The 13230-nt window shown below is 74.7% G+C and carries 8 protein-coding genes; 4 read left to right on the top strand and 4 right to left on the bottom strand.

Going from position 1 to position 13230, the window contains the following annotated elements:
* Positions 1 to 49 precede the first annotated feature (49 nt).
* Positions 50 to 2899, top strand: coding sequence for a substrate-binding domain-containing protein (locus AC4H2G_RS12870; protein WP_494366133.1), 2850 nt, complete (start codon positions 50 to 52; stop codon positions 2897 to 2899).
* A gap of 250 nt (positions 2900 to 3149) precedes the next feature.
* The gene (locus AC4H2G_RS12865; RefSeq protein WP_494366132.1) at positions 3150 to 5744 is read left to right on the top strand and encodes a glycoside hydrolase family 48 protein; all 2595 of its coding nucleotides are present in this window, start codon (positions 3150 to 3152) and stop codon (positions 5742 to 5744) included.
* A gap of 39 nt (positions 5745 to 5783) precedes the next feature.
* Here AC4H2G_RS12865 and AC4H2G_RS12860 read toward each other — a convergent pair whose 3' ends face one another.
* From AC4H2G_RS12860 to ptsP, 3 genes are all read right to left on the bottom strand, one after another.
* On the bottom strand, positions 5784 to 6737 hold the full coding sequence (locus tag AC4H2G_RS12860; RefSeq protein ID WP_494366131.1) for an acyl-CoA thioesterase: 954 nt from the start codon (positions 6735 to 6737) through the stop codon (positions 5784 to 5786).
* Positions 6738 to 6806: 69 nt separating this feature from the next.
* Positions 6807 to 7235, bottom strand: coding sequence for a globin (locus AC4H2G_RS12855; RefSeq protein WP_494366453.1), 429 nt, complete (start codon positions 7233 to 7235; stop codon positions 6807 to 6809).
* A gap of 112 nt (positions 7236 to 7347) precedes the next feature.
* On the bottom strand, positions 7348 to 9045 hold the full coding sequence (ptsP, locus tag AC4H2G_RS12850; RefSeq protein WP_494366130.1) for a phosphoenolpyruvate--protein phosphotransferase: 1698 nt from the start codon (positions 9043 to 9045) through the stop codon (positions 7348 to 7350).
* A 101-nt stretch (positions 9046 to 9146) separates the two neighbouring features.
* Here ptsP and AC4H2G_RS12845 point away from each other — a divergent pair, with 101 nt between their 5' ends.
* Complete coding sequence (locus AC4H2G_RS12845) at positions 9147 to 9473, top strand: PTS sugar transporter subunit IIB (RefSeq protein WP_494366452.1); 327 nt, start codon at positions 9147 to 9149, stop codon at positions 9471 to 9473.
* 47 nt (positions 9474 to 9520) lie between these two features.
* Here AC4H2G_RS12845 and AC4H2G_RS12840 read toward each other — a convergent pair whose 3' ends face one another.
* Positions 9521 to 10588, bottom strand: a complete 1068-nt coding sequence (locus AC4H2G_RS12840) for a mechanosensitive ion channel family protein (protein ID WP_494366129.1) — start codon at positions 10586 to 10588, stop codon at positions 9521 to 9523.
* A 72-nt stretch (positions 10589 to 10660) separates the two neighbouring features.
* On the opposite strand from AC4H2G_RS12840, the gene malQ reads away from it, so the two are divergent.
* Positions 10661 to 12835, top strand: a complete 2175-nt coding sequence (malQ, locus tag AC4H2G_RS12835) for a 4-alpha-glucanotransferase (RefSeq protein WP_494366128.1) — start codon at positions 10661 to 10663, stop codon at positions 12833 to 12835.
* Positions 12836 to 13230: the final 395 nt, after the last annotated feature.

Genomic DNA, 13230 nt, shown 5'->3' with positions numbered 1-13230 from the left:
TTGGGTGCATGATGCATAGCAGGACTCGACGACGAGGACGGTGAGACACATGTCGACGGACGCGACGAGGCGACCGAGACAGCCCGGGGAACAGCTCACGTTCGGGGTGCTGTGCCCGGTCGTGGGCGGCTTCTACTTCGGACGGTCGCTCGCCGGGATAGCGAGGGTGCTGCGCTCGTACGGGCACCGGGTCGTGGCCCTGCAGACCTATCCGGCGGACCTCGACCGCGACGAGTTCCCCGGGCCGCCGGGGCGCAGGCCGGTGCTCGGACGGTCGTCGTTCGACGGGTTCGTGGTCATGACCACGGCGCTCGCCGACGCCGAGCTCCGCGAGCTCGACGCCTCGGGCGTCCCGCTCGTGCTCCTCGGCGTGCGCGCGGACGGGCTGCGCGCCCCCACGGTCGCGCCCGACAACGCGGGTGGCGTCCGAGCGGCCGTCGACCACCTCGCCGACCACGGCCACCGCCGGATCGGTTTCCTCGGCAACACCGAGCAGCGCGACACGCTCGAGCGGTTCGACGCCTACCGCACGGCCCTGGACGCGCACGACCTGCCGTTCTCGCCGTCCTGGGTCTACCGGACGCGGGACAACCAGGAGGCGAGCGCCGAGACGGTCGCACGCCGTCTCGCTGCTCGCGGCCTGCCGACGACGGCCACGCTCGCCGCGACGGACCGCAACGCGATCGGGTTCATGCGCGGGCTCCAGGCCGCCGGATTGGAGCTGCCCGTGGCGCAGGCCGTGGTCGGGTTCGACCACGCGGACGCCGGCGCCCGGTCGCGTCCGCGGCTCTCGACCGTCGACCCCCTGCACGACCAGGTGGGAGAGCGGGTCGCGGAGCTGCTCGTCGCCCGGGTGCGGGGCGAGGACGTCGTCCGCGAGAACCGCCTGGGCCGCGCGGCGCTCATCCGCCGGGAGTCGTGCGGCTGCCTCGAGGGGACCCAGGGCGAGCTCATCCGGACGGGCGCGCGGCCGGACACGCCCTGCGCGGCGGCGATGCCCGCCGCTCCGCCCGTGCACCCCGTGCACCCCGTGCACCCCGTGCCGCCCGTGGCCTCGCTGCACACGGTGCCGCACCCGGTCCGTCCGCTCGACGACGTCGCCCGTGTCGTGTTCGCGTCCGTCGCCGAACGGGGCGACGTGCGCGGCTCCCGACGACGCGCCCGCCCGGGGGAGGGGCTGCGCCGTCCGGCACCGCTCGACGCCTGGCTCCACCTGCTCCGGCACATGCTGCGGGGAGCGGCCGAGGGCGCCGTCGTGCCCCCGCCGTCGGCGCTGCGCTCGTTCGCCGACCGCACCGCGGCGCTGCGACCTTCGCAGGAGGCGCTCGAGCAGCTCGTGCCCGCGTTCGAGGCGGAGGTCGCGGACCTCGTGCGCGACGTGCGCCGGCGCCGGGCGAGCGCCGCCGCGACCCAGCTCGGCCGGACGGTGCTCGCCCGCAGCGCGCACCGCGACCGGGCGCCGCTCTCGGTGACGGCACGCGCCGACGCGCTGCGGGCGACGGCGACCGAGATCGTCGTGGCGCTCGCCCGCGGGTGCGCCCACGGCTCCCTCGCCCGGACCGGCCGGCTCGAGCAGGACCTCGTGGACCTCTGCGAGGTCGACCTGGGGCTGCTGCGGGGCGACGGGGAGGCTCTGCGGCGGCTCGACTGGCTGCCGCGCGGCGTCGGCGGGACCGCCGCCCTCGCGCTGTGGGACGACGCCGGTGACGGCAGCGCCCGGCGCGTCCTGCGGATCGTGGGGGTGCGTGGTGGCGGGAGCGGTGTCGAGCGGCTCGTGGACGCCACGTTCCCGACGGCGGAGTTCCCGCCGCGCGAGCTCCTCGACCCGCGGTCGATGACGATCGTGGCCCCCGTCGCGTTCGGGCGGTCCGACTGGGGCTTCCTCGTCGTGGGCGGGCTCCTCGACACGCGGTCGACCAGCACGCGCGAGCGCTACAACCACTGGGCCGCGATGCTCGCCGTCGCGCTCGACCAGGAAGCGTTGCTCACGTCCCTCCAGCACCAGCAGCACGCGCTCGCCGACGCGGCCGAGCGCGTGCGCGAGCTCGTGCTCGAGGTCGAGGCCGGCGCCGAGCGAGCGGCCCTCGTGTCCATCGCGTCCCACGACGGGACCTGGGAGTGGGACGTCGAGGCCGGGACGGTGCAGTACTCCCCGGCGTGGGCGCAGATCGTCGGGTGCGACACCCAGGACCTGCGCGACGACCCCGACGAGTGGCTCGGGCGCGTGCACCCGGACGACGTCCAGGCGGTGCACGCCGCGCTGGCCGCGCAGCTCGCCGGCACGAAGGAGCCGCTCGACGTCGAGCACCGGCTGCGCTGCGCCGACGGCGAGCACGTCCGGGTGCGCTGCCGCGCGGTGACGGTGCACGACGCCGGTGGACGGCCCGCACGGATGGTCGGTGCGCTCGCGGTCCTGTCCGACGTCGAGCGGTACCGCAGCGAGCTGCGCGAGCGCGTCCTCGTCGACCCCGACTCCGGCGTGCTGCACCGGGGGCTCTTCGTGGACCGGCTCGCGCAGTCCGTCGAGCGCGCACGCCGGGTCGCCGGGTACGACGCGCACGTGCTCGCGGTCGGGTTCACGACCCCGCCGACGGTACCGGCGCTGCACCGCCTGCGGGGCGCGGTGGGCGACTCCGGCTCGGTGTGCGAGCTCGCCCCGAACGACTACGTCGTCCTGCTCGACGGCGCGACCGCCGACGACGCCGTGCGGACCGCCGCCCGCGTGGGCGCGACGCTCGGCCAGGGCATCGTCGTCGAGCGCGTCGGCGGCGTCACCGCCGCGCCCGACGCCGGCGAGCTCCTGCGTCGCGCGGGCGCCGCCCTCGCGCGTCGGCGCGCCCACGCCCACCTGCCGAGCCTGTCGCGCCTCCGGGTCCCCGAAACGTTTCGGCCGTTGTGAGCGCTCGGTCCCCGTGGCGACAGTCGAGCCCACCCGCCGCGACGGGCCCGCCGACGAGGGCGGGCCCGGACCGTCGCGCCGGGGCTCGACGACGAGAGGGAGCACGATGTCACGAACGTCCCGGCGCGCCGCGCCGCCACCATCACCGCACGCCCCCGCTGTGCCTGCCTGGCCGGTCGGACCTGGGCGCCGCGGCCGTCGCGGCCGCACGATCGCCGCCGCGCTCACCGCCTGTGCGACGCTCGCGGCGTTGACCGCGGTCCAGCCGGCGAGCGCGGATCCCGCCGCTCCCGCCCCGGCGGGCGAGGCCGCCGTCACGCTCGCCGTCGACGGCGAGCACACGCAGCGCTTCCTCGAGCTCTACGCCAAGATCCACGACCCGGCGAACGGCTACTTCTCGCCGCAGGGCATCCCGTACCACGCGGTCGAGACCCTCATGGTCGAGGCACCCGACTACGGGCACGAGACGACGTCGGAGGCGTACTCCTTCTGGCTGTGGCTCGAGACGTCCTACGGGCAGGTCACGGGCGACTGGGAGCCGTTCAACCACGCGTGGGACACGCTCGAGCAGTACATGATCCCCACGACGGAGAACCAGCCGACCAACGCGGCGTACAACCCGAACAGCCCGGCCACCTACGCTGCCGAGCACAACCACCCGAGCGCGTACCCGTCGCAGATCACGAGCGGCGTCACGACGGGCAGGGACCCCATCGGCGCCGAGCTGCGCCAGACGTACGGGACGTCCGAGATCTACGGCATGCACTGGCTCGCCGACGTCGACAACGTGTACGGCTTCGGCGCCGCCCCCGGCTCGTCGGAGCTCCTCGGTCCCGACCACGAGGGCACGTCGTACATCAACACCTTCCAGCGCGGCCCGCAGGAGTCGGTCTGGGAGACCATCCCGCAGCCGTCCATCGACGACTTCAGCTTCGGCGGCGAGAACGGCTACCTCGACCTCTTCACGGGCGACGCGTCGTACGCGAAGCAGTGGAAGTACACGAACGCGCCGGACGCCGACGCGCGCGCCGTCGAGGCCGCGTACTGGGCGAACAAGTTCGCGACCGAGCAGGGCCAGCCCGAGGCCGTCGCCGAGACCGTCGGCAAGGCCTCGAAGATGGGCGACTACCTGCGCTACGCGCTGTTCGACAAGTACTTCAAGACCCCCGGCTGCGCGTCGCCGTCGTGCGCCGCCGGCACGGGCAAGGACAGCGCGCACTACCTCCTGTCCTGGTACTACGCGTGGGGCGGGGCGCTCGACACCGCGAGCCCGTGGGCGTGGCGCATCGGCTCGAGCCACGCGCACTTCGGGTACCAGAACCCGATGGCGGCGTGGGCGCTCGCGAACGACCCGGCGCTCGAGCCGTCGTCGCCGACGGCGGTGGACGACTGGAGCAAGAGCCTCGACCGCCAGGTCGAGCTGTTCCAGTGGCTCCAGGCCCCCGAGGGCGGCATCGCGGGCGGCAGTACGAACTCGTGGGACGGCGCCTACGCGGCCCGGCCCGCCGGGACGCCGACGTTCTACGGCATGGCGTACACCGAGGCGCCGGTCTACCACGACCCGCCGTCGAACCAGTGGATGGGCATGCAGGGGTGGGGCATGGAGCGCATCGCGCAGCTCTACCACGAGACCGGCGACGAGCGCGCCGAGGACATCCTCGACGGGTGGGTGCCGTGGGTCGTGGACAACATCACGGTCACCGAGGACTCGTGGCAGATCCCGTCCGAGCTCACGTGGACCGGCAAGCCCGACACGTGGGACCCCGCGAACCCGGGCGACAACTCCGGGCTGTCCGTGAGCGTCAAGAGCTACGGCCAGGACGTCGGCGTCGCCGGCGCGCTGGCCCGCACGCTCATGTACTACGCGGCCGGCTCGGACGACACCGTCGCCCAGGAGACGGCGCGCGACCTGCTCGACGCGATCTGGGAGCAGAACAGCGACCCGATCGGCGTCGCGACGGACGAGGCCCGGAACGACTTCGGTCGCTTCGACGACGTCCTCACGTCCCCGACCGGGAACGGCACGTACGTGCCCGCGGGCTGGTCCGGCACGATGCCGAACGGCGACGTGATCGAGCCGGGCGTCTCCTTCCTCGACCTCCGCTCCTTCTACCTCGACGACCCCGAGTGGGACAAGGTCCAGGCGCACCTCGACGGCGGCCCGGCGCCCCAGTTCCGGTACCACCGGTTCTGGGCGCAGACGGCGGTCGCGACGGCGCTCGCGGACTACGACCGGCTGTTCGGCGAGGACGTCCCGCCGGACGACACCGAGGCACCGACCACCCCGACCGACCTCGCGGTGACCGGGACGACGTCGTCGACCGCGTCGCTGTCGTGGACGGCCTCGACCGACGACGTGCGTGTCGTGGGGTACGACGTCCTGCGTGACGGTGTACGGGTCGGGACCGCGTCCGGCACGACGTACACCGACGAGGACCTCTCGGCGGAGACGACGTACCGCTACACGGTCCGGGCGCGCGACGCGGCGGGCAACATCTCGCCCGTGTCGCTCGGGGTCGAGGCGACCACGGCCGAGGACGACGGCGGGCCGGAGCCCGGCGCATGCACGGCGGCCTACGCGACGCGCGGGTCGTGGAACGGCGGCTACCAGGGTGAGGTCACGGTGACGGCTGGACCGTCCGGCGTCGCCGGGTGGACGGTCGCGCTCGACCTCGCGCCGGGCGGGCTGTCCCAGGCCTGGAACGCGACGACGAGCGTCAGCGGGGGAGTGCTCACCGCGTCGAACGTCGGCTGGAACGGCACGCTCGCGGCCGGCGCGAGCACGTCGTTCGGGTTCATCGGCACCGGCGCCCCGCCGGCCGACACGTCGGTCACGTGCGGCTGACGCCTCGCTGAGGACGCCGAACGGTCCGCCTCCCGGTGCTCACAGCGCCGGGAGGCGGACCATGCCCTCCTGCGCGATGGACGCGACGAGCGTCCCGTCCTGGGCGAACACGCGTGCTGCCCCGAGGCCGCGCCCGCCCTGCGCGCTCGACGAGGACTGCACGTAGAGCAGCCAGTCGTCGACGCGCACGTCGCGGTGCCACCACATCGCGTGGTCGAGGCTCGCGATCGAGATCCCCGGGGTGACCCACGCGATCCCGGCCTCGCGCAGGATCGGCTCGAGCATCACCTGGTCGCACGCGTAGGCCATGAGCGCGCGGTGCAGGAGCTGGTCGTCGCCCACGTCGCCCCGGGCGCGCATCCACACCATCTGGTGGTCCTTGGGCTCGCCGTCGGGGCCGAGATACAGCGACCCGCCGACGTGACGCAGCTCGAACGCGGAGTGGTGCGACCAGAAGCGGGCGATGGGATGGTCGATCCCGCCGAGCACGTCGAGGGCGGACGGCACGGTCTCCGGGTCGGGCGCGTCGGGCATCGCTGAGGAGTGCTCGATCCCGCCCTGCTCCTCCTGGAACGAGGCGATCATCGACAGGATCGGCTTGCCGTGCTGGATCGCGTGCGTGCGGCGCGCGCTGAACGACCGGCCGTCGCGCAGCCGCTCGACCGCGAGGTCGATCGGCACGGCGAGGTCGCCGGGGCGCAGGAAGTACCCGTGGAGCGAGTGGGGGAGGCGACCCTCCGGGACGGTCCGGCCCGCGGCGAGCACCGCCTGCGCGAGCACCTGGCCCCCGTACACGCGCCCCGTCGGCTGGTGGACGCTGACGCCGCGGAAGTGCTCCGGATCGGCCGGGGAGCCGTCCCCGTCGCCCACGCGCTCGAGCTGCAGCACCTCGAGGAGGTGGCCCAGCGGGTTGGGGACCTGCTCGGCCGGGGCGGCGGGCGACGTCGGGCCGGGCGACGGCGCGGAGTCGGTCTCGGGGTGCTCGGAGGTCACGGGTCTCGGGCTCCTTGGCTCGGCGTCAGTGGCGTACGCGGCGTGCGCGGCGGTGCGCGCTCTGGCGGCTCAGTCGTCGAAGGTGTTGAGGAGGGAGTGCGCGGCGCGTTCCAGATAGTCCCACAGCGTGGCCTCGTGGATCGGCGCCAGACCGAGCGAGTCGACCGCCGCGCGCATGTGCGCGAGCCAGCGGTCGCGCGCGTCGGGGTTGACCGTGAAGCCACCGTGCCGCATCCGCAGCCGCGGGTGGCCGCGCTGCTCGCTGTACGTCGTGGGGCCGCCCCAGTACTGCTCGAGGAACGCCGTGAGTCGCCAGCGCGCGGGGCCCAGGTCCTCGTCGGGATACATGGGCCGCAGCACCGGGTCCTGTGCGACGCCCTCGTAGAACGCGTCGACGAGGCGGACGAACGTCTCGTGCCCGCCGACCTCGTCGTAGAACGAGCGGCTCGGCCGCGTCGGGGACGGCGCCGGGGCGGCGGGCGCGGCACCGTTCGTCATCCCGGCGACCGGCAGGGTCGTCCGGGTGCGGGGGGTGGGCTCCGTGGTCACGGCCCCATCCTCGCACCACGGACGTGCGGGCCCCGGCCCGCGGGACGGCCTGCGGCGAGGATCACAGGCCGAGGTCGACCAGCTGCGGCAGGTTCTCGCGCACGACGGCGCGCGCGGCCGCGGCGCTCTCGGCGTCGAGGGCGAGGCGCGCGAGACGGCGGCACTCGTCGAGGTCGACCTCACGCAGGAGCGCGGCGACGTCGGGGATCGCGCGCGCCGTCATCGACAGCGAGGTCACGCCGAGCCCGACGAGGACGAGCGCGAGCACCGGGTGCGAGGCGGCCTCGCCGCACACGCCCACGGGACGAGCCTGCTGGGCGCCGCCCTCGCACGTCGCGGCGACGAGGCGCAGCACGGCCGGCTGCCACGGGTCGGACAGCTCGGCGAGCGAGCCGAGCAGGCGGTCCGCGGCCATCGTGTACTGCGTGAGGTCGTTCGTGCCGATCGACGCGAAGGCGGCGCGGGCCAGGATCGGGCCGGCGAGCAGCGCCGCGCTCGGCACCTCGACCATGACGCCCGCCACGTCGAGGCCGTGCGCGTGGCACCGCTCGACGAACCACTCCGTCTCGCCGACGGTCGAGACCATCGGCGCCATGACCCAGACCTCGGCCTCCTCCGCGGCGGCGGCCTGCGCGATCGCGTCGAGCTGCTGCTCGAGCAGGTCGGGCCAGTGCGCCGCGGTGCGCAGCCCGCGGACGCCGAGCGCCGGGTTCTCCTCGTCGGCGACGGTGAGGAAGTGCAGGGGCTTGTCGGCGCCCGAGTCGAGCGTGCGGACGACGACCTTGCGGCCGGGGAACTCGCGCAGGACGGCGCGGTAGGCCTCGACCTGCTCGGCTACCGTCGGCGGCTCGTCGCGGTCCAGGAAGCAGAACTCGGAGCGGAACAGCCCGACGCCCTCGGCCCCCGCGGCCGCGGCCGGGGCTGCGCCGGCCGGGTCGCCGACGTTCGCGAGGAGCTGCACGCGGTGCCCGTCGCGCGTGCGCCCCGCGCCGTCGAACGTGCGGGCGTGCTGCGAGCGTGCGCGCGCCGCCTCGACCTGCTCGGGGGACGGGTGCACGACGACGGTCCCCGCCGACCCGTCGACGAGGACCAGGTCGTCCGGGGCGAGCGCCGCGCTCGCCCCGACGGCCGCGACGACCGCCGGGATGCCCATGGCGTTGGCGACGATGGCGGTGTGCGACGTCGGGCCGGCGCCGTCGGTGACGATCGCGAGGACGCGCGCGGGGTCGAGCGCCGCGGTCGCGGACGGCGCGAGGTCGGAGGCGACGAGCACGAACGGCTCGGCGTGCTCGGGGACCCCGGGCGCGGGCCGGCCGGTGAGCGCGGCGACGAGCCGGTCGCGGACGTCCGCGACGTCGCGCGCCCGCTCGGCGAAGTACCCGCCGAGCCCGGTGAGCTGGCGCGCGACGTCGTCGGCCGCCTCCCACACGGCGCGCTCCGGGACGAGGTGGTCGTCGAGGACGCGGCGGCGCGCGTCCGCCGCGAGCGTCGGGTCCGCCGCCATCGCCGCGGTCGCCTCGAGGACGTCGTGGCTCTCGCCCTGCGCCGCCGCGGCGGCGCGCTCGAGGTCCGCCACGACGTGCCGCGCGGCGTCGTCCACGCGGCGTGCCTGTGCCTCGTGGTCCGCGCGCGGCGGCAGACGCAGGCCCGCCGCCGGCTCGGCGACCGGCTCCGGCATGAGCACGACCGGCCCGACGACCGTCCCGGCGCACACGCCGATCCCGGTGATGACCTGCCGCGTCTCGTCCTGCGATCCCACGTGCTCGCTCCTGTCCGCCTCCGCGCCACGCGAGCACACGCGCGTTGCGTCCCTGTTTCACCGTGGCGTCGACCCGGTGACAACCGTGCCAGGAGACTAGGCTGTCCCCAGGGTGCACGGCACCCCGACACCCCGGATCCGCCGTCCGGCCCCTCCCGCACTCGCCTCAGGAGACGACTTCGATGAGCACCCCCTCGGACCAGAAGGCCCAGCAGATCCTCGACGCCCTCGGGGGCCAGGGCAACGTCGTCGACCTGGAGCCCTGCATCACCCGGCTGCGCGTCGAGGTCACCGACCCCGAGCTGGTCGACGAGGCACGGCTCAAGGCCACGGGAGCGTTCGGCGTGGTCCGCTCGGGGCGCGTCGTGCAGGTCATCGTCGGCCCGGAGGCCGACAACCTGGCTGCGGAGCTCGACGGCCTGCGCTGACGTCAGGTCGGCTGACGTCAGGTCGGCTGAGGTCCGGCCGGCTGACGTCAGGCCGGTCCGGCGGCGTCGGGCTTGCGCACGGCGGCCGCCGCGGCGGCACCGCGTGCGGCCGAACGTCCCGCGGACCGTGACCCGTCGTCGTCCCGCTCCGCCGGCGAGTGGTCGAGGACGACCACCTGCTGCGCACCCGCGAGCGGGATCCGCGCGTCCTCCAGGGCCTCGCGGACCGCCGCGCGCAGCGCACGACCGACCTCCCACTGCTGCGCGGCGTGGGTCTTGATCTGCACCTTGAGCAGCATCGCCTCGGCGGTGAGCTCCTCGATGCCGAGCACCTCGGGCGCCTCCATCACGGACGGGCCGAGGACCGGGTCCGCACGCACGCCCTCCGCCGCCTGGAGGAGCACCGAGCGCACCTGGGCGACGTCGGCCCAGTACGCGACGCGCACCTCGACGACGGCGCGGCCCCACTCCTGGGTGAGGTTCCCCGTCCGTAGGATCTCGCCGTTGCGCACGTACCAGAGCGTCCCGTCGCCCGCCCGGACCTTCGTGACGCGCAGGGCCACCTCCTCGACGGTGCCGACCACCTCGCCGAAGTCGACCACGTCGCCGACGCCGTACTGGTCCTCGAGCAGCATGAACGTCCCGGACAGGAAGTCCTTGACGAGGCTCTGCGCGCCGAAGCCCAGCGCGACGCCCGCGATCCCCGCGGACGCGAGGAACGGGCCGATGTTCAGGCCCAGCTCGGCGAGGACCATGAGCACGACCGTCGTCCCGATGATGATGTTCGCCGCGGACCGCAGCACCGACCCGATCGTGCGGGCCCGCGCCGCGCGCCGAGCGTTGGCGAGGGGGTTGGCCCGCAGCAGGGCGCTGCCGACCTCGGTCTCGCCCAGGCCCTTGAGCCGCGCGCTGCGCAGGGTCGGCGTGCCGTCGGCGATGTGGTCCGTGACGCGGCGGATCACCCGGCGCAGGAGGCCGAGACCGATCGAGCCGATCGCGACGATGAGGATCACGCGCAGCGGGACGCCGACGAACCAGGTCAGCCAGTCGTCGGGGTTGCTCACGTCGAAGCCGCCCGCATCGGACGGAACCACGGTCGGGGAGGTGGGGAGCATGGGCGGCAGGCTACCCGCCGCTCCTGGGCGCGCCGGGGCGAGGGCCTGCCCCGACGCCCCTGTTCTGGCAGGATGCGGTGCGTGAGCGAACCCTCTCAGACGGACCTGCCCGAGCCGTTGGTGCAGCTGGCCGACGCCCACGGCGTGGCGTCCGGCTTCTGGGGCTTCGACGGGACGAAGCGACAGGTCCGGGCCTCGACGCTCGTCGCCGTCCTCGAGGCGCTGGGGGTGCCGGCGTCGTCGCCGGAGAAGGTCGCGGTGTCCCTCGAGCACTCTCGCGACGACGCGTGGCGGCAGATGCTCCCGCCCACGGTCGTCGTGCGCCAGGGCGAGGCCGTCCCCGTCCCCGTGCACGTGGTCGACGGCGCGCCGGTCGAGGTGTGGGTCGAGCTCGAGGCCGACCAGCGTCCCGCGCGGCCGCACGCGCGCGGAGCCCGCGAGCGGCGGGACCTGAGCCAGCTCGACGTGTTCGTCGAGCCGCGGACGGTCGACGGGCGACCCGTCGGGCGCGCGACGTTCGAGGTCCCGGCGGACCTCCCGCTCGGTTGGCACGACCTGCACGCGGAGAGCGGCGGGACGCAGGCGCGCGCGGCGCTCGTCGTGACGCCGCGGCGCCTCGAGCTGCCCGAGGCCGTGGCCGACCGCCCCGCCTGGGGCTTCATGGCCCAGCTCTACTCGGTCCGGTCCCGGGCGTCGTGGGGCGTGGGCGATCTCGCGGACCTCGCGGATCTCGCCTGGCTGTCGGCGCACGAGGCCGGCGCCGACTTCGTGCTCGTCAACCCGCTGCACGCCGCCGAGCCCCGCACCCCGGTGACGCCGTCGCCCTACCTGCCGACGAGCCGGCGGTTCGTCAACCCGCTGTACCTGCGCGTCGAGGACATCCGCGAGACCGCGTACCTCTCGGCCGCGGACCGCTCCCTCGTCGAGTGGTCCTTCGACCCGGTGCGGGACCTGTGCACCGACGCGGGCCCGATCGACAGGGACGCCGCGTGGGAGGCGAAGAAGGCCGCGCTCGAGGTCGTGTTCGCGGCCCCGCGCTCGACCGCGCGCCAGGCGTCGTTCGAGGCGTTCCGCGCCGAGCAGGGCCGAGGGCTCGAGGACTTCGCGACCTGGTGCGCGCTCGTCGACCACTACGGCGACCGGGACTGGCCGCCGGGGGCGACGGACCCGTCGAGCCCGACGGTCGCCGCGCTGCGCGACCACGTCGCCGACCGGGTCGACTTCTACTGCTGGCTCCAGTGGGTCGCGGACGAGCAGCTCCGCGTCGCGCAGCGCACCGCGCGCGAGGCCGGGATGACCGTCGGGATCATGCACGACCTCGCGGTGGGCGTGCACCCCGAGGGAGCGGACGTCTGGGCCCACCGTGCGGTCCTCGCCACCGGCGTCTCGGTCGGCGCACCCCCGGACATGTACAACCAGCAGGGCCAGAACTGGTCCCAGCCGCCGTGGCACCCGCGCGCCCTCGCGCGGGCCGGGTACGCGCCGTACCGCGACATGCTGCGCACCGTCCTGCGCCACGCGGGCGCGATCCGCATCGACCACGTCATCGGCCTGTTCCGCCTGTGGTGGATCCCCGGCGGTGCCCGGGCCGACGCCGGGGCCTACGTCCGCTACGACCACGAGGCCTTGATCGGCATCCTGTGCCTCGAGGCACACCGTGCGGGGGCGATCGTCATCGGCGAGGACCTCGGGGTCTTCGAGCCGTGGGTCCGCGACTACCTCGCCGACCGGGGCGTGCTCGGCACGTCCGTCCTGTGGTTCGAGAAGACCGCCGACGGCGACCCGCTCCCGCCGGAGAACTACCGCAACCTGGCGCTCGCGACCGTCACGACGCACGACCTGCCCCCCACGGCGGGCTACCTCGCGGGCGAGCACGTCGAGCTGCGCGACCGGCTCGGGGTCCTCACGGAGCCCGTCGCGGACGTGCGCCGTGCGGCCCGCGCCGAGCGCGACGCGATGCTCGCCTTCCTGGGCGAGCGGGGGCTCGTGGGCGAGGACCCGTCCGAGCGCGAGCTCGTCGAGGCGCTGCACCGGCTGGTCCGGCAGACCCCCGCGGCCCTGATCGGCGTCTCGCTCGCCGACGCGGTCGGGGAGCGGCGCTCCCAGAACCAGCCGGGCACCCACACCGAGTACCCGAACTGGAAGGTTCCGCTGGGCGACGGGTCGGGGAACGTCGTCCTGCTCGAGGACCTCTTCGACAACGCGCGCCTCCGCTCGCTCGCGAAGGCGATGAACGACCCGCTCTGACGCCCGCGAGGTAGTACACCGGGCGCGCGAGATAGTACCGCGGTAGCGCGAGGTAATACCGCGGTCCTTGTGCCCGACGGCGCGTGGTCGCCCTGCATCGCCTCGCCCTGGTCTCCGCTCGCCACGGCGAGACGATCCCGCGAAGTAGAACGTCCGGTCGCGAGGTAGAGCTCGCCGAGTTCTACCTCGCGACCGGCGGTTCTATCTGGGCGGCCTGGCCTCTCCGTGGTCGACCCACGGTTCTTTCTCGGGCGCTGCGCGTGGTGAGGTGATGGCTGAGGGGGTGGGGCGGGGTCGGATGCGAAGGGCGTAAGAGCCGCGCTCGAGGACTTCCGGCCGGACGACCATGGTGACGGCGCGGCAGCCCGAGCACCGACGCCGCCCCACCCGCGGTC

The sequence above is a fragment of the Cellulosimicrobium sp. BMG9.23 genome, assembly GCF_059159985.1.
The sequence above is the reverse complement of the archived record's forward strand: the minus strand, read 5'-3'. Positions and strand labels throughout refer to the sequence as shown.

What these genes read in the sequence shown, in the direction of transcription:
- AC4H2G_RS12870 (WP_494366133.1), top strand. Translation starts at nt 50, where the DNA reads ATGTCGACGGACGCGACGAGGCGACCGAGACAGCCCGGGGAACAGCTC.
- AC4H2G_RS12855 (WP_494366453.1), bottom strand. Translation starts at nt 7,235, where the DNA reads ATGACGAACGGTGCCGCGCCCGCCGCCCCGGCGCCGTCCCCGACGCGG.
- AC4H2G_RS12840 (WP_494366129.1), bottom strand. Translation starts at nt 10,588, where the DNA reads ATGCTCCCCACCTCCCCGACCGTGGTTCCGTCCGATGCGGGCGGCTTC.
- malQ (WP_494366128.1), top strand. Translation starts at nt 10,661, where the DNA reads ATGCGGTGCGTGAGCGAACCCTCTCAGACGGACCTGCCCGAGCCGTTG.